This is a genomic window from Bradyrhizobium sp. CCGB20, from assembly GCF_024199855.1.
Classification (GTDB): Bacteria; Pseudomonadota; Alphaproteobacteria; order Rhizobiales; family Xanthobacteraceae; genus Bradyrhizobium.
The window spans coordinates 4,027,901-4,042,741 of record NZ_JANADN010000001.1; the positions used below are offsets into that span (position 1 = coordinate 4,027,901).

Genomic DNA, 14,841 nt, shown 5'->3' on the forward strand with positions numbered 1-14,841 from the left:
ACATGAGCGCGATCATCCGCAAGATCGTCACCGTCGTCGAAGAGACGCAGATGGAGATGGGCCGCCAGGTCTCGCCGCCGACCCGGCGCGCGGCGGCGATCGCCGTGATCGAAAATCCCTTTGCCGGTCAATATGTCGAGGACCTGTCGCCGCTGATCGCGATCGGTGAGGAGCTCGGCGAGCTCTTGTCGAAGCGCGCGGTGGCGGCGCTCGGCATCGACGGTTCGAAGGCGCAGAGCTATGGCAAGGCTGCCGCCGTCGGCGAGAACGGCGAGCTGGAGCACGCCGCCGCCATCCTGCACCCGAAGATGGGCGCGCCAGTGCGCAAGGTTTTGAGCAAGGGCGCGGCGCTGATTCCGTCGTCCAAGAAGCGCAGCGGTCCCGGCACGACGCTGGACATTCCGCTCGGGCACAAGGACGCGGCCTTCGTACGCAGTCATTTCGACGGCATGGAAGTGCAGATCAACGACGCGCCGCGCGCCAACGAGATCATGGTCGCGGTCGCCGTCACCGACAGCGGGCGCCCCTTGCCGCGCGTCGGCGGGCTGACGGTTGCGGAAGTGAAGGGCGAAGACGGTTTGAGATGAGGCATGATCCGGGGGAGGCGGGCACGGCTTCCCGGATCATGGTCGAGACATAGACGTTCAAAACTGGAGGTTGGGATGCGAGCAAGAAATTACTTCGTCGGCGCGGCCTTCGCGCTTCTGGCGGGCGGCATGGCTCATTCGGCCATGGCGCAGGACATCAAGATCGGCGAGATCAACAGCTATTCGCTGCTGCCGGCGTTCACCGAGCCCTATCGCAAGGGCTGGCAGCTCGCGGTCGAGGAGATCAACGCGGCCGGCGGCATCAACGGCAAGAAGCTCGTCGTCATCTCCAAGGACGACGGCGGCAAGCCGGCAGATGCGCAGACCGCGGCCAACGAGCTGGTGTCGAGCGAGGGCGTGGCGATGCTGACGGGCACGTTCCTGTCGAACATTGGCCTTGCCGTCAGCGACTTCGCCAACCAGAAGAAGGTGTTCTTCCTCGCGGCCGAGCCGCTGACGGACGCCATCACCTGGTCGAAGGGCAACAAATACACCTTCCGCCTGCGGCCTTCGAACTACATGCAGGCTGCGATGCTGGTGGAAGCCGCCAGCAAGCTGCCGGCCAAGCGCTGGGCGACCATCGCGCCGAACTATGAATATGGCCAGTCCGCGGTCGCGGTGTTCAAGAAGCTGATGTCGGAGAAGCGCCCCGACATCCAGTGGGTCGACGAGCAATGGCCGCCGCAGGGCAAGATCGACGCAGGCCCGGTGGTGCAGGCGGTTGCCGCCGCCAATCCCGAAGCGATCCTCAACGTCACCTTCGGCGCCGACCTCGTGAAGCTCGTGCGTGAAGGCAACACCCGTGGCCTGTTCAAGGGACGCGAGGTGGTCTCGTTCCTGACCGGCGAGCCGGAATATCTCGATCCGCTCAAGGACGAGACGCCCGAGGGCTGGATCGTCACCGGCTACCCCTGGTACTCGATCAAGACGCCCGAGCATGACGCGTTCCTGAAGGCCTACCAGGCCAAGTACAACGATTATCCGCGCCTGGGCTCGATCGTCGGCTACCAGACCATCAAGGCGGCCGCCGCGATCCTCGCGAAGGCCGGCTCGACCGACCCGGAGAAGCTGATTGCCGCCACGGAGGGGCTGTCGATGCCGTCGCCGTTCGGTGAGATCACCTTCCGCAAGATCGACCACCAGTCGACGCTCGGTGCCTATGTCGGCAAGACCGCGCAGAAGGACGGCAAGGGCGTGATGGTGGACTCCACCTACAAGAAGGGCTCGGACTATCTGCCCAGCGACGCCGAAGTCGATAAGCTGCGTCCGAAGGATTGATGCATCGAGAGACCGGGGCCTGCATGGTTCGAGACGCGCGGCGTCGCCGCGCTCCTCACCATGAGGGTCCCGGACCTCATCCTGAGGAGGCGCATAGCGCCATCTCGAAGGATGAAGCCACGTACTGAGACTTACGTTTAACCCGGACCGCCGATGGCCTTTTATGTCGTACAGTTTCTGACCGGTCTCGCCAGCGCAGCGTCGCTGTTCCTGGTGGCGTCGGGCCTGTCGATCATCTTTGGCGTGACGCGGATCGTGAATTTCGCGCATGGCGCCTTCTACATGATCGGCGCCTACATCGCCTTCACGCTCACCGAGCGGCTGTCGGGTGCGCTCGGCTTTTGGGGCGCGATCGTCATGGCCGCATTTGCCGTGGCGTTGATCGGCGTGATCGTCGAGATGGTGCTGCTCCGCCGCATCTATCACGCGCCGGAGCTGTTCCAGCTGCTCGCGACCTTCGGCCTGACCTTGATGGTCGAGGATCTCGTCGTGCTGATCTGGGGGCCCGACGATCTCGTCGGCCGCCGCGCGCCTGGTTTCAAGGGCGCCATCGATTTCTTCGGCCAGAACATTCCGAGCTACGATCTGTTCCTGATCGTGCTCGGACCCGTCGTGCTCGGCATCCTCTGGCTGCTGTTCCAGCGCACGCGCTGGGGCGTGCTGGTACGCGCGGCGACGCAGGACCGTGACATGGTCGCAGCGCTCGGCGTCAACCAGAAATGGCTGTTCACATCCGTGTTCGCGGTCGGTGTCTTCCTGGCCGCGCTCGGCGGCGCACTCCAGATCCCGCGCGATGCCGTGCACCACGCCATGGATCTGCGGATCATCGTGGAGGTTTTCGTCGTCGTCGTGATCGGCGGCCTTGGCAGCATCGTCGGCGCCTTCGTCGCGGCGGTGCTGGTCTCCGAGCTCAACGCTTTCGGCATCCTGATCTTCCCGAAGATTTCCATCATCCTGGTCTTCCTGGTGATGGCGGTGGTGCTGATCGTCCGGCCCTGGGGCCTGTTCGGCAAGCCGGAGGCAGCCGCGCGCAAGACGCCGGGTCTCTCCGTCAATCCCTGGCGGCCGCTGACGTCGAACGAGCGGCTGGCGGCGCTAGCGGCGCTCGTCATCGCGGCGACACTGCCGCTGTTCGCCGGCAACTACGTACTCACGGTCGGTTCGGAGATCGCGATCTTCGTGATCTTCGCCGTCAGCCTGCATTTCCTGATGTCGGTCGGCGGGCTCGCGTCCTTCGGCCACGCGGCCTATTTCGGGCTCGGCGCCTATGGCGTTGCCTTTCTCGCCAAGATGGCGGGGCTGCCGATGATCGTCTGCCTGCTGCTCGGGCCGCTGCTGGGCTGCATGGGCGCCGCCGTGTTCGGTTTCTTCGCGGTGCAGCTCTCCGGCGTCTATTTCGCGATGCTGACGCTCGCCTTTGCACAGATCGTCTGGTCGATCGCGTTCCAGTGGGTGAGCGTGACAGGCGGTGACAACGGCATACTCGGCGTCTGGCCTTCAAGCTGGGCGGCGAGCCCGTCGCATTTCTACTGGCTGGCGCTCGGCGTTGCGGCGCTCGTCACGATCGCGCTGCGGGCCATGGTGTTCTCGCCGTTCGGCTACGCACTCAGGGCCACGCGCGATTCGCTTCTGCGCAGCGAGGCGGTCGGCATCAATGCCAAGCGCATCCAGTGGACCGCCTTCGTGATCGCGGGCACGACGGCCGGCATCGGCGGCGCGCTGTTCGCCTACCTCAAGGGCAGCGTCTTCCCCGACAATCTCGGCATCTCGCTCTCGGTCGATGCGCTGGTGATGGTGCTGCTCGGCGGCGTCGAGACGGTGTCGGGCGCGGTGATCGGCGCCATCGTCTACAAGGCCTTGAACATCTGGCTGGTCAGCCAGACCGACCTGTCGAAGCTCGTGCTCGGCGGCTTCATCGTTCTGATCGTGGTCGTTTTCCCCAAGGGCATCGTCGGCACGCTGGAGATGCTGGCGCAGCGCCGCAGGAAGGCATCACCGCCGGGATCCTCCTTGCTTGCCAAGCCGATCGAGTCAGCCGAATGAGCGTCGCACCCCCACTTCTCGCGGTCGAAGGCCTGACCAAATCCTATGGCGGCATCCATGCCGTGCGCGGCGTCTCGTTCTCGCTACGCGCAGGCGAAATTCTGGCGCTGATCGGTCCGAACGGCGCGGGCAAGAGCACCTGCTTCGACATGCTCAATGGCCAGAACAAGCCCGACTCCGGTCATGTCCGCCTGCTCGGCGAAGAGACCACGGGCAAGAAGCCGCGCGAGATCTGGCGGCTCGGCGTCGGGCGCACCTTCCAGATCACCGCGACCTTCGCCACCATGACCGTGCGCGAGAACGTGCAGGTCGCGCTGATCTCGCACGGGAAGCAGCTGTTCAATCTCTTCGGCTCGGCGCCGAAGTTCGACCGCGGCGAGGCCGGCCGGCTGCTCGAGCTGGTCGGCATGGGCGGCTATGCGGATCGTCCCTGCGGCGAGCTTGCCTATGGCGACCTCAAGCGGCTCGAGCTTGCGGTTGCGCTCGCCAACCAGCCAAGGCTGCTGCTGATGGACGAGCCGACCGCCGGCATGGCACCGCGCGAGCGCGTCGATCTGATGCGGCTGACGGCGCAGATCGCGCGCGAAAAATCGATCGGCGTGCTCTTCACCGAGCACGACATGGACGTGGTGTTCGAGCATGCCGACCGTATCATCGTGCTGAATCGAGGGACATTGATCGCCGAGGGCTCGCCCGCCGAGGTGCGCGGCAACCCGCAGGTGCAGGCGGTCTATCTCGGCGAGGGCCTCGTCTACGATTCCCGCCACCGCGAGGGAGCCTCGCCATGAAGTTGACCGTCGAGGGGCTCAACAGCCATTACGGCCCGGCGCATATCCTGTTCGACATCGGTTTCGAGGTCGGCGAGGGCGAGGTGGTGGCGCTGCTCGGGCGCAACGGCGCGGGCAAGTCGACGACGTTCCGCTCGATCGTCGGTCTCGTCGCGCAGCGAACCGGCCGCATCATGTTCGAGGGCAAGGACGTCTCGGTGCGCCCGACGCACGAGATCGTGCGCGAGGGCCTCGGCTATGTGCCGGAGGAGCGGCGCATCTTCACCGATCTGACGGTGGAAGAGAATCTCGAAGTCGGACGCCAGCCGAAGCGTCCGAACGCGCCATACTGGACCCGCGACAAGCTGTTTGCGCTGTTTCCAAACCTGGGCGAGATGAAAAATCGTCCGGGCGGCCGCATGAGCGGCGGCGAGCAGCAGATGCTCACCATCGCCCGCACGCTGATGGGCAATCCGTCGCTGGTTTTGCTCGATGAACCGTCGGAAGGCCTGTCGCCAAAAATCGTGGAGCAGATGGTCGATGCCATCCTGACCATGAAGAAGGAAGGCGTCAGCATAGTCGTCTCCGAGCAGAATTTGCACTTTGCGCGGCTGATCTCGGATCGCGCCTATATCATCGAGCGCGGCCGCATCTGCTTCGGCGGAACCATGGCCGAGCTCGACGCGCGTCCGGACATCCGCGACGCGCATCTGTCGTTGTGAGGGGCGGGGAGCGGATGGCGAGAAGCGTCGCGGCCAAGAAAAGCGTCAAGCTGGCGAAATCGTCTTACAAGCCGTCCTACGTGCTCGATGAGCAGGTCGGCTTTATCCTGCGCCAGGTCTGGCAACGCCACAGCTCGATCTTCTCGCGCGATATCGGCACCAACCTGACGCCGACCCAATGGGCGGCATTGTCGAAGCTCGCCGAGACCGGGCCGTGCTCGCAGAACCAGCTCGGGCGGCTGACGGCGATGGATGTCGCGACCATCAAGGGCGTCATCGACCGCCTGACCGCGCGCGGGCTGACCGAGACCAGCCAGGATCCGGAGGACGGGCGGCGGCTGCTGGTCAGCCTGACGCGCGCCGGTCAGCAGCTTGCGGAAAAGGTCGCGCCGAATGCGCTCGCAATCACCCGCGAGACGCTGGCGCCGCTCGAGCCCCGGGAGCGCGAGATGCTGATGGCGCTGTTGAACAAGCTGCGGTGAACTTGGTGCGTAGGGTGGGCAAAGGCGCGTTTGCACTGTGCCCACCGTCTTTGGCCCTCCCGCAGGGCAATGGTGGGCACGCTTCGCTTTGCCCACCCTACGAGACCTGTTGAACATGCTGCAGTATCGGGCGACTAACTTCGATGAAGATATCATCGAGGTTTTGCGGCATGAAAGCGACGGCGCGGGTTGCGATGGTTTTGAGTCTTGGTGCCGCGCTGGCCGGCGAATGCGCTCCGGCCTGGGCGGCGCAGCCCTACGAAGGGTTCTGGGCGTCGACCAAAAAGGATTGCCGCGACCAGGACAGCGCCAACCGCATGAGCATCGAAGGCGGCAATCGCCTCTATTGGTATGAGACGCGCTGCCGCGCCAGCGAGATCACCGCCGATGGGAAGCTCGGCTGGAAGATGCGGCTGGCTTGCGAAGGCGAGGGCGAGAAGTTTCGCTCCAATCCCCAGGTGTCTATCGCGGCGGACGGCAAGCTTATCATGGACAATGGTCCGGTCGGGCGGGCCAAGCGGCAGGCCTATGTGCGTTGTGAGATCGCAAAGTCGCGCTGATCTTCTGCGCTTACGTCTGTCCCGGCCATTTGGCGCGGTAGCGGATTTCGCTGCCGTCGGCGAGCCGCCGCCACGTTCCGAACTCCGGGGTGTGTGGCGCCCACGCCGTCAAATCGATCGGATAGATCCGGCTCGGCTGCCCCTGGATGTTGACGGCGAGTTGCCGGTGCGAAGTCCGAAACGCGAGCTCAACCTCGCCTGCGATGACCGGCTGGTCGCCGTCGCGATAGAAGGCGGCCGGTGTGACTTCGCCCGGCATGGTGTTGAGGTCGGTCTGCAATTCGATGGTGATGCCCTGTGCTGACGTGGGCACCGTTACCCCCGCCGGAAAGCGGACCTCGAACACGAGCAGGGGATTGCTGCCGTTCCGGTTGAGCCAGGGCGTGGCCGTCGCATAGGCGTAGAGAAGGTAAGTGACGGCGCCGGCGACGCAGAGGAGGGCGACGATGCCGAGCGACTTCAGGCTATTGCGGGTGAGGCTGCCGGCATTGGCGTCCTTGCGTGTCGTCAGCTTGGTCGCGAGCACCAGGCCGGCAATCGCGCCGCAGGGCGCGATGACGAACACTGCAAGCAGGCCCGTCGTGATCGGGTCCGCGCGATTGCCGAAGCCGGTCAGCTCGAGCAGCCCGATCGTGCCGATGAAGCCTGCCACCGCGCCGGCAATCCCGGCGGCAATCCGCAGCGAACTCTTCATGTCTCCCCCGATGGTCCAGCATTGAACTGCCGCCGCCGAGGGCTGCCTGCGTTAGACGCAGCTGGCGGCAGAGTTGTTCAATGCTGTCGAGGGCCGATGCGGAGCGGCAAGCCGCTCCGGCCGCGTCACTTCGTCACCACTTCCGGCACCCTGCCGGCCGGCGGCGTGTTGCGGCTGCGCTGGGTGCACACGATGCCGTCGATGATGGTCATGCCGATGCCGGGGAGGTCGCCGAGCTGGACGCTCTCCAGGATGGTCTTGCCGGGCGAGTGCTGCGCCTTGTCCATGATGACGAAATCGGCGGAGCGGCCGACCTCGATCAGGCCGCAATCGAGCTGCCGCATCCGCGCAGTGTTGCCGGTGGCAAGGCAGAACGCGAGCTCGGCCGGGAGGTCGCCAAGCGAGGACAGCATCGAGACCATGCGCAGGATGCCGAGCGGCTGCACGCCGGAGCCGGCGGGCGCGTCGGTGCCGAGGATGACACGGTGCAGGTCGTTCATCTCGCGCGCAATGCGCAGCGTGAACAGGGCCGAGCGCTCATTGCCGTTGTGCACGATCTCGAGGCCGCGCTTGCAGCCCTCGCAGATGCAGCGGATCTGGTCGTCGGGCAGCGCGGTATGGCCGCCGTTGATGTGGCCGATCACGTCGGTGTCGGCCTCCAGCACCACGTCCTTGTCGATCAGGCCGGAGCCGGGGATCGAGGGGCCGCCGGTGTGGATCGTGCTCTGGATGCCGTATTTGCGCGCCCAGCCGACCATCTTGCGTGCCGTCGGGCCGTCTTTGACGCCACCGAGGCCGACCTCGCCGAGCAGCTTGACGCCGGCCGCGGCCAATTCCTTGAAGTCCTCCTCGACCATCTCGCATTCGATCACCGGCGCGCCGGCGTGAACCTTCACGCCGCCCGGGCGCAGATTCCAGAAGGCGCGCTGTGCGAAGATCGCCATCGCCTTCAGCCCGACGACGTCGCGCGGGCGGCCGGGCATGTGGACTTCGCCGGCGGAGATCATGGTGGTGACGCCGCCATGCAGATTGCTGTCGATCCAGCCGATCTGGTTCTGCCGCGGCGTCCAGTCGCCCGCAACGGGGTGGACATGGCTGTCGATCAGGCCCGGTGCGACCGTGGTGCCGTTGGCCTCGACGATGGTGGTCGCGCCTTCGGTATTGAGGTCCTTGAAGCGGCCGATGCCGGTGATCTTGCCGTTCTCGGCGACGATGGTGTCGCCGTCCAGGATCGGCTTTTCCAGAGCGCCGGACAGGATCAGGCCGATATTCCGGATCACGAGCTTCGAGGGTCCGGTGGCCTGGGGGGCGTCATGCGCCATGGAAGGGGCTCCTTATTCCTAACTGCAACGCTTTCGATCTTGGGCAGCCTTGACCCCGGGATCAAGCAGGATTATTCATTAGTATACGAATGATCGTGTACAAACGACGCATAGCTGCCCGCCTCGGAACCGCATTGGAAGCGACAGGGAAGGTGAGATGAGCAATTTCAATCAGGAAAGCGTTTTGAGCGTCCACCACTGGACCGACACGCTGTTCTCTTTCAAGACCACCCGCAGCCCGACCTTCCGCTTCCGCAACGGCGAGTTCACCATGATCGGGCTCAAGGTCGGCGAGAAGCCGCTGCTGCGTGCCTACAGCGTCGCCAGCGCCAATTACGAGGAGACGCTGGAGTTCTTCTCGATCAAGGTGCCGGACGGTCCGCTGACCTCGCGCCTCCAGCACCTCAAGGAAGGCGACGAGATCATCGTTAGCCGCAAGGCCACCGGCACGCTGGTGATCGACAATCTGGAGGAGGGGCGCAACCTCTACCTCATCGGCACCGGCACCGGTCTCGCGCCGTTCCTGAGCGTGATCAAGGACCCCGAGACCTATGAGCGGTTCGAGAAGGTCGTGCTGCTGCATGGCTGCCGGCACGTGAAGGAGCTCGCCTATGGCGAGATGATCACCGAGACGCTGCCGAAGGACGAGCTGATCGGCGAGTACATCAGCAACCAGCTGATCTACTATCCGACCGTGACGCGCGATCCCTTCCGCAACCGCGGCCGCATCACCGACCTCATCACCTCGGGCAAGCTGTTCGCCGATATCGGCCTGCCGATGCTGGAAGCCGCCCATGACCGCGTCATGATCTGCGGCAGCCCCGCGCTGGTCGCGGACACCCGCGTCCTCCTTGGCGAGCGGGGCTTCATCGAGGGCAATCATGGCGAGCCGGCCCAATTTGTGGTCGAAAAGGCCTTCGCCGAGCGGTAAGCCCGGAATTCCTGCCCAATAAGACCGTATTTTCGCCGCCAAGCGCCCGTTGCGGCGCCGATTCGGCGCGCGATACTATGTGGGAACGAATCAGCGGAGTTCCCCCATGGTTGCGGACAGCGACAGCAACATCGCCTGGCACCGGGTTCAGTTGAAGAAGAACCGCGCCGAGTTGAAGGCGCTCGAGACCGCGCGCTTCACGATGGGCGAGATCGCGTCCTCGAAGCGGAACGGCGAAACCCAGAAGGTGATTGCAGAGCTCAAGCGCAAGATCGCGCAGTCCGAGCGCACGATCGCCGATCACGACAAGCGGACGCGTCGTCCGCTCGGCACCGACATGCAAAGCCTCAGCAGCGGCAGCTGGAGCCATTGGGACTCCTATACCAACCAGCAACAGCGCAAGACCGGCCAGCGCTCACCGGGGCGCGGATAGGGGCGTTTCGAGCGAGGCGGTTCCGGCCCCTTGCGCGGCGCTCGCCGTATCCCATCTGGTTGAGGCGCCCCCAACCACTCCGGTGATCCCATGACACCGCGCCTCGATTTCACCAGCGAGGCCTTCTTTCGCGATCCGCCCAAGGCCATCGCCGCGCTCCGCGCGCAAGGCCCGGTGGTCGCGACGCGTTTTCCGCTGGTCGGCGACGTCTGGATCACGACGACGCATGATGCCACTGCGCAGGTGCTGAAGGACGGCGCGACCTTCACGCTGCGCAAGGAAGGCGGCGAGGTCGCGAGCATCCGCTGGTGGATGCCAAAGCTCGTCACCGCCGTCGCCAACAACATGCTGACGATGGACGAGCCGGATCACACGCGGTTGCGCAGCATCGTGGACGAAGCCTTCCGCCGCCGCGCCATCGTCGCGATGGAACCGCGCATCCGCGCGCTTGCCGATGATCTCGCCGAAAAACTATTCGTGAGCGGAAGCCCGGCCGATCTCGTCGAGCGCTATGCGCGCATCCTGCCGCTGTCGGTCATCTCGGAGCTTCTCGGTCTGCCCATGGCCGATCGCCCGAGATTCATCGCCTGGGCCAATGCGATGTCCTCGCTGACGAATGTCTTCAGCGTCATTCGCCTGCTGTTCGCGCTTCGCAAGATGCGGCGCTATCTGGAAGGCCAGTTGCAGATCGCACGCGAGCAGGGCGGCGAGGGCCTGATCGCCGAGCTGGTCCAGGTCGAGCGCGAGGGCGGGCAGATCACGCCGGACGAGATGGTGGCGATGGTGTTCCTGTTGCTGGCGGCGGGTTCGGAGACGACGACGCATCTGATCAGCGGCTCGGTCTACGAACTGCTGAAAAATCCCGGCTTGCGTGACTGGCTGGAAGAGGATTGGAGCCGCGCCTCGCTCGCCGTGGAGGAATTCCTGCGCTTCGTCTCGCCGGTGCAGTTTTCAAAACCGCGCTATGTGCGGCGGGATGTCGAGCTGGACGGCGTGCGGCTGAAGAAGGGCGATCGTGTCATGGTCATGCTCGCGGCCGCGAACATGGACCCGGCGGTGCACGATCAGCCTGATAGCCTCGATCTCGAACGCAAGCCCAACCGTCATATGTCCTTCGGCACGGGGATCCATTTCTGTCTCGGACATCAGCTCGCGCGGATCGAGGCGACTTGCGCGCTTCAGGGGCTGCTCACGCGCTGGCCGAGGCTTGGTCTTGCGGTCGATGCTTCGCAGATCCGCTGGCGCAAGCGGCCGGGGATTCGCATGATCGCGAAACTGCCCGTGATTGCCGATGCCGGTGAGAGACGGCAGTCAGGCGAGACGGAGCAGTTGCTCGCAAGTTGAGGAACCTCGTCGTTCCCGTCATGCAACCGCGAAACAAATTCCGCGGTGCCGGCGTTGGCCAGATGTGTACAACAATGATGGAGCAATCCATGCCCCACGGAGGCAAGACGCATATCGGTTCAGGCGCGCACGGCAAGGGCGCAGGCAACGGCGCGTTGACTGACATTCCCAAGGACAAGATCGGCGATAACATGATCCTGTCGAACCGCGACAAGGCACAGCATTCCGACATCCGTGGTATGGACAGCAAATTCATCCAGACCGAACAATATCAGGACCATTCGGCCAACCGGCTCACCGACGATGAGGAGGCCGAAGATTAGCCGCGCTCAGGAGCCCGTCGCCTTCTTCGACGCGACGAGATCGCGTTCCCAACCGAACACGGAACGGCCGTCGAGATCGGGCGAGGCGGCGCGCTCGCCGGCGATGTAGGCCTCGACCGAGGGCCCGCGCGCGGTGCGCTCCAGCCGCCTCGCCTGGTCGTCGAGGCGCTTGATCGCCTGCATCTCTTCCTCACGTCCAAGCTTCGCGTTCTGGATCGCGTCCTTCAGCACGCGGATGGTCTCGTCGTAGACCTTGATCGGGACGGGGTAGGGATGCCGGTCCTTGCCGCCATGGGCGAGCGAGAAGCGCGCGGGGTCGTTGAAGCGATAGGGCGCGCCATGCACGACCTCGGCGACCATCGCCAGCGAGCGCACGGTACGGGCGCCGACACCCGGCGTCAGCAGCAGCTCCGGAAAATCGACCGGGCCGCGCTCGGCTGCGGCAGCCAGCGTGCCGTGCAGGCGGCGTGCGAACACGTCCTTGGGGCGGACGTCGTGATGCGCGGGCATGATCAGGTGCGGCAGCAGGGCCTGCGCCGGCTCGGGAGCGGGGGCGATGAGCCGCTCGAATTCGGTGAGGATGCGATCGGGGCCGAGATCGGAGAGCAGCTCGAGCTGCGCGGTGCGCGAGACATCGGCGCGATGGTCGGTGAGATTGACGATCTCGCCCTGCTGCGGGCCGTCGATCGCGCTGTGGGGCGCATCGACGAAACTCTTCAGCGCCTCGGAATGCCAGTGATAGCGGCGGGCCTGCCGCTTGTCGCCATTCATGCCCTGCTGCACGACGGTCCATTTGCCGTCGGCGGTGACGAAGAAGCCGTGCAGGTAAAGGTCAAACCCGTCCTGGACCGCGGCGCTGTCGACCTTTGCGACGAGGCGGCTGGCGCGGGTGAGCTTTGCGCCGTCGAAGCCGACGCGGTCGCCGAGCTGCAACAGCTCGTCCGGCGTCTTGCGCGAATGCTGTCCGCGTCCGCCGCAGACATAGATGCCGAGCTCGTCCTGCAGCGGGCCCAGCCCGCGCTTGAGGGCTCCGATCACGGATGTCGTGATCCCCGAGGAGTGCCAGTCCATTCCCATGACGGCGCCGAACGACTGGAACCAGAACGGATGCGAGAGCCGCTGGAGAAAGGCGTCGCGGCCATAATGATGCACGATCGCCTGCGTGACGATGGCGCCGAGGGAAGCCATGCGGCTCGCAAGCCAGGGCGGCACCCGTCCGGTGTGGAGAGGAAGATCAGCGCTGCCGGTACGTCGAGTCATCGGTGCCTCAAATTAGCGCAATCCGGCGACGGTTGCACCAGCGGAATGCTGCATTGCACGAGACGGGGGAGCGAAGCTGACGGGAATGCGTTGGCGAGGTGCAATCAAGACCGGGGACGTGAATGAATTGGAAGGCCCTCATGGCCGACATCGAGACGATGTTCGGGTGGATACCGTCATGGGTCATCGGTCTCGGCCTCGTCGCCGGGGCGATCCTGATTGCGTTGTCGCTCTATCGGCTCGCGGTCTGGCTGCTCAACCGCGCCTTCGGAACCCGGCTTTCACTTCTGAGCGTGTTCATCGAGCGCACATCCGGTCCGGCCCAGCTGGCGCTGTGTCTAGCCGCTGTCGCGCTGATCCTGCCGCTAGCTCCGCTGGATAATGCGTTCCGCAACCCCCTGACGAGCCTGTTCGTCGTGGCCTTCATCGCGTTGATCGGCTGGATCTCGATCCGGATCGTCGACATGAGCGCGGCGCGGTACTTGCAGAATTTTCGCGATGTCACCGAGAATTTCGTCGCGCGCAAGCACGTCACGCAGGTGCGCGTGTTCAAGCGCGTGACCGACATCATCATTGTCATCATCACGGTGTCGACCGCGCTGATGACGTTCGACTCGGTGAGGCAATACGGCGTCAGCCTGTTCGCCTCAGCCGGAGCCGCCGGTATCATCGTCGGTCTCGCCGCGCGGCCGCTGCTCAGCAATCTGATTGCCGGCTTGCAGATCGCGATCACGCAGCCGATCCGCATCGAGGATGCCGTCATCATCGAGAACGAGTGGGGCTGGGTCGAGGACATCGCCGCGACCTATGTGGTGATCCGGCTTTGGGACTGGCGGCGCATGGTGGTGCCGCTGTCCTACTTCATCGAAAAGCCGTTCCAGAACTGGACGCGCGACACCGCGTCCCTGATCGGGGTCATCGCGCTCCATGTCGACTACCGCGCCGACGTGCCGCGCATCCGGCGCTGGCTGGAGGGGGCCGTGAAGGACTCCAAGCTGTGGGACGGCGCGGTGGTCAATCTCCAGGTGATCGACGCGGATTCGCGCACCATCGAGCTGCGTGCGTTGGTCAGCGCGCGGAATGCGCCGCAATCATGGGACCTGCGCTGCGAGATGCGGGAGAAGCTGATCGCCTTCATCCGCGACGAGATGCCGGAAGCCCTGCCGCGCGAGCGCGCGATCCTGATCCCGCAGGGCGGCGGCGACGACACCGAATTCCTGCACCGATCCACCGCGCCCGAGAAGATGAGGGCGAGCGCGCGCAATTGATGCCGTCGCACGCGAGATGCGCTACTGCCGCGTCGCCTTGGTCGCGCCGCGAAGGCCCGCCTGCTGCTGGATCGTGTCCAGCGCGCCGGAGGACTGCTCCTCGGTGACGAACCGGTTGAGCAGGGGAAGGGCGTCCTCGCGGCCCTTGGGGATCGCGATGGCCATGTGCTCGGCGCCCCAATTGCCGTCGAGGATCTTCGCGCCCGGCATCTGGTCGGACATCTCGAACAGCGTCGGCTTGTTGGTCGCGTAGAGATCGATCTCGCCGCGGCCGAACATCGCAATGACGACCTTGACGCTTTCGGCGGGAACGATGGTCGCATTCCTGAATTTTGCCGGCAGCGTGCGCTCGGAGGTCGAGCCCTTGGTGACGCCGATCCTGATGCCCGCCTTGTCGATATCCTCGACCTTGCCGATCGGCGAGTTCGCCGGCACCAGGAAGCCGAGCTCGATCGCCAGCACCGGCTGGCTGAAGCTCACATCATTGGCGCGGGCCGGCGTGGCGTTGGTCACGGTAAAATCGACCTGGCCGTCATGGATCGCGGTGACGATGTCGGCGACGCGCTGAAACCGGACATAGTCAATGCCGACGCCGAGCTGTTTCGCCAGCTCGCCGCCGAGATCGTAGGCAAGGCCGTGCGGCTTGCCGGCCGCATCTGTCACCATCGAGGTCGGACTGCCCGGATAGATGCCGACACGCAACGTGCCGCTCGGGGCCAGCAGTTTTGCTTCGCCGTCGGCACGCGCAGGCGCACCGACGAGGCTGATGATCGCGGCCGCGAGCAGGGCGGTGCGCGTAAGGCGTCCGGATGAGGTGCTCATGTGGA

General features: G+C 65.1%; 16 protein-coding genes. 12 read left to right on the top strand and 4 right to left on the bottom strand.

What is annotated here, in order from left to right:
- The first annotated feature begins 2 nt into the window (after positions 1 to 2).
- The 7 genes from NLM15_RS18395 to NLM15_RS18425 all read left to right on the top strand — a co-directional run bounded on the left by NLM15_RS18395 (position 3) and on the right by NLM15_RS18425 (position 6,439).
- Positions 3 to 587, top strand: a complete 585-nt coding sequence (locus NLM15_RS18395; RefSeq protein WP_254118476.1) for an amino acid synthesis family protein — start codon at positions 3 to 5, stop codon at positions 585 to 587.
- Between the two features lie 75 nt (positions 588 to 662).
- On the top strand, positions 663 to 1,865 hold the full coding sequence (locus NLM15_RS18400) for an ABC transporter substrate-binding protein (protein WP_254118477.1): 1,203 nt from the start codon (positions 663 to 665) through the stop codon (positions 1,863 to 1,865).
- Between the two features lie 153 nt (positions 1,866 to 2,018).
- Positions 2,019 to 3,908 carry an ABC transporter permease gene (locus NLM15_RS18405; protein ID WP_254118478.1) on the top strand — a complete coding sequence of 630 codons (1,890 nt, stop codon included), beginning with the start codon at positions 2,019 to 2,021 and terminating at the stop codon, positions 3,906 to 3,908.
- Complete coding sequence (locus NLM15_RS18410; protein WP_254118479.1) at positions 3,905 to 4,696, top strand: ABC transporter ATP-binding protein; 792 nt, start codon at positions 3,905 to 3,907, stop codon at positions 4,694 to 4,696. The genes NLM15_RS18405 and NLM15_RS18410 overlap by 4 nt, the downstream gene beginning before the upstream one ends.
- Positions 4,693 to 5,397, top strand: coding sequence for an ABC transporter ATP-binding protein (locus tag NLM15_RS18415; RefSeq protein ID WP_254118480.1), 705 nt, complete (start codon positions 4,693 to 4,695; stop codon positions 5,395 to 5,397). The genes NLM15_RS18410 and NLM15_RS18415 overlap by 4 nt, the downstream gene beginning before the upstream one ends.
- Positions 5,398 to 5,411: 14 nt before the next feature.
- Positions 5,412 to 5,879 (top strand): MarR family winged helix-turn-helix transcriptional regulator, encoded by a 468-nt coding sequence (locus tag NLM15_RS18420; RefSeq protein ID WP_254118481.1) that lies wholly within the window; start codon positions 5,412 to 5,414, stop codon positions 5,877 to 5,879.
- 170 nt (positions 5,880 to 6,049) lie between these two features.
- A complete protein-coding gene (locus NLM15_RS18425) occupies positions 6,050 to 6,439 on the top strand; it encodes a hypothetical protein (protein WP_254118482.1) in 390 nt (129 codons plus the stop codon).
- Positions 6,440 to 6,449: 10 nt separating this feature from the next.
- Here the strand turns inward: NLM15_RS18425 and NLM15_RS18430 are convergent, their stop codons facing one another.
- Together NLM15_RS18430 and NLM15_RS18435 are read right to left on the bottom strand one after the other, a co-directional pair.
- Complete coding sequence (locus tag NLM15_RS18430) at positions 6,450 to 7,133, bottom strand: hypothetical protein (RefSeq protein ID WP_254118483.1); 684 nt, start codon at positions 7,131 to 7,133, stop codon at positions 6,450 to 6,452.
- Positions 7,134 to 7,258: 125 nt separating this feature from the next.
- A complete protein-coding gene (locus NLM15_RS18435) occupies positions 7,259 to 8,455 on the bottom strand; it encodes an amidohydrolase family protein (protein ID WP_254118484.1) in 1,197 nt (398 codons plus the stop codon).
- A 157-nt stretch (positions 8,456 to 8,612) separates the two neighbouring features.
- On the opposite strand from NLM15_RS18435, the gene NLM15_RS18440 reads away from it, so the two are divergent.
- From NLM15_RS18440 to NLM15_RS18455, 4 genes are all read left to right on the top strand, one after another.
- A complete protein-coding gene (locus NLM15_RS18440) occupies positions 8,613 to 9,386 on the top strand; it encodes a ferredoxin--NADP reductase (RefSeq protein WP_254118485.1) in 774 nt (257 codons plus the stop codon).
- A 106-nt stretch (positions 9,387 to 9,492) separates the two neighbouring features.
- On the top strand, positions 9,493 to 9,819 hold the full coding sequence (locus NLM15_RS18445; protein WP_254118486.1) for a hypothetical protein: 327 nt from the start codon (positions 9,493 to 9,495) through the stop codon (positions 9,817 to 9,819).
- A gap of 90 nt (positions 9,820 to 9,909) precedes the next feature.
- Positions 9,910 to 11,163 (top strand): cytochrome P450, encoded by a 1,254-nt coding sequence (locus tag NLM15_RS18450; RefSeq protein ID WP_254118487.1) that lies wholly within the window; start codon positions 9,910 to 9,912, stop codon positions 11,161 to 11,163.
- A 74-nt stretch (positions 11,164 to 11,237) separates the two neighbouring features.
- A complete protein-coding gene (locus NLM15_RS18455) occupies positions 11,238 to 11,486 on the top strand; it encodes a hypothetical protein (RefSeq protein ID WP_375166849.1) in 249 nt (82 codons plus the stop codon).
- Between the two features lie 6 nt (positions 11,487 to 11,492).
- Here the strand turns inward: NLM15_RS18455 and NLM15_RS18460 are convergent, their stop codons facing one another.
- A complete protein-coding gene (locus NLM15_RS18460; RefSeq protein ID WP_254118488.1) occupies positions 11,493 to 12,746 on the bottom strand; it encodes a DUF763 domain-containing protein in 1,254 nt (417 codons plus the stop codon).
- A 122-nt stretch (positions 12,747 to 12,868) separates the two neighbouring features.
- Between NLM15_RS18460 and NLM15_RS18465 the strand changes: the two genes are divergently transcribed.
- Complete coding sequence (locus tag NLM15_RS18465; RefSeq protein WP_254118489.1) at positions 12,869 to 14,014, top strand: mechanosensitive ion channel family protein; 1,146 nt, start codon at positions 12,869 to 12,871, stop codon at positions 14,012 to 14,014.
- 21 nt (positions 14,015 to 14,035) lie between these two features.
- Here NLM15_RS18465 and NLM15_RS18470 read toward each other — a convergent pair whose 3' ends face one another.
- The gene (locus tag NLM15_RS18470) at positions 14,036 to 14,836 is read right to left on the bottom strand and encodes an ABC transporter substrate-binding protein (RefSeq protein WP_254118490.1); all 801 of its coding nucleotides are present in this window, start codon (positions 14,834 to 14,836) and stop codon (positions 14,036 to 14,038) included.
- Positions 14,837 to 14,841: the final 5 nt, after the last annotated feature.

What these genes read in the sequence shown, in the direction of transcription:
- NLM15_RS18395 (WP_254118476.1), top strand. Translation starts at nt 3, where the DNA reads ATGAGCGCGATCATCCGCAAGATCGTCACCGTCGTCGAAGAGACGCAG.
- NLM15_RS18400 (WP_254118477.1), top strand. Translation starts at nt 663, where the DNA reads ATGCGAGCAAGAAATTACTTCGTCGGCGCGGCCTTCGCGCTTCTGGCG.
- NLM15_RS18405 (WP_254118478.1), top strand. Translation starts at nt 2,019, where the DNA reads ATGGCCTTTTATGTCGTACAGTTTCTGACCGGTCTCGCCAGCGCAGCG.
- NLM15_RS18410 (WP_254118479.1), top strand. Translation starts at nt 3,905, where the DNA reads ATGAGCGTCGCACCCCCACTTCTCGCGGTCGAAGGCCTGACCAAATCC.
- NLM15_RS18415 (WP_254118480.1), top strand. Translation starts at nt 4,693, where the DNA reads ATGAAGTTGACCGTCGAGGGGCTCAACAGCCATTACGGCCCGGCGCAT.
- NLM15_RS18420 (WP_254118481.1), top strand. Translation starts at nt 5,412, where the DNA reads ATGGCGAGAAGCGTCGCGGCCAAGAAAAGCGTCAAGCTGGCGAAATCG.
- NLM15_RS18425 (WP_254118482.1), top strand. Translation starts at nt 6,050, where the DNA reads ATGAAAGCGACGGCGCGGGTTGCGATGGTTTTGAGTCTTGGTGCCGCG.
- NLM15_RS18430 (WP_254118483.1), bottom strand. Translation starts at nt 7,133, where the DNA reads ATGAAGAGTTCGCTGCGGATTGCCGCCGGGATTGCCGGCGCGGTGGCA.
- NLM15_RS18435 (WP_254118484.1), bottom strand. Translation starts at nt 8,455, where the DNA reads ATGGCGCATGACGCCCCCCAGGCCACCGGACCCTCGAAGCTCGTGATC.
- NLM15_RS18440 (WP_254118485.1), top strand. Translation starts at nt 8,613, where the DNA reads ATGAGCAATTTCAATCAGGAAAGCGTTTTGAGCGTCCACCACTGGACC.
- NLM15_RS18445 (WP_254118486.1), top strand. Translation starts at nt 9,493, where the DNA reads ATGGTTGCGGACAGCGACAGCAACATCGCCTGGCACCGGGTTCAGTTG.
- NLM15_RS18450 (WP_254118487.1), top strand. Translation starts at nt 9,910, where the DNA reads ATGACACCGCGCCTCGATTTCACCAGCGAGGCCTTCTTTCGCGATCCG.
- NLM15_RS18455 (WP_375166849.1), top strand. Translation starts at nt 11,238, where the DNA reads ATGATGGAGCAATCCATGCCCCACGGAGGCAAGACGCATATCGGTTCA.
- NLM15_RS18460 (WP_254118488.1), bottom strand. Translation starts at nt 12,746, where the DNA reads ATGACTCGACGTACCGGCAGCGCTGATCTTCCTCTCCACACCGGACGG.
- NLM15_RS18465 (WP_254118489.1), top strand. Translation starts at nt 12,869, where the DNA reads ATGAATTGGAAGGCCCTCATGGCCGACATCGAGACGATGTTCGGGTGG.
- NLM15_RS18470 (WP_254118490.1), bottom strand. Translation starts at nt 14,836, where the DNA reads ATGAGCACCTCATCCGGACGCCTTACGCGCACCGCCCTGCTCGCGGCC.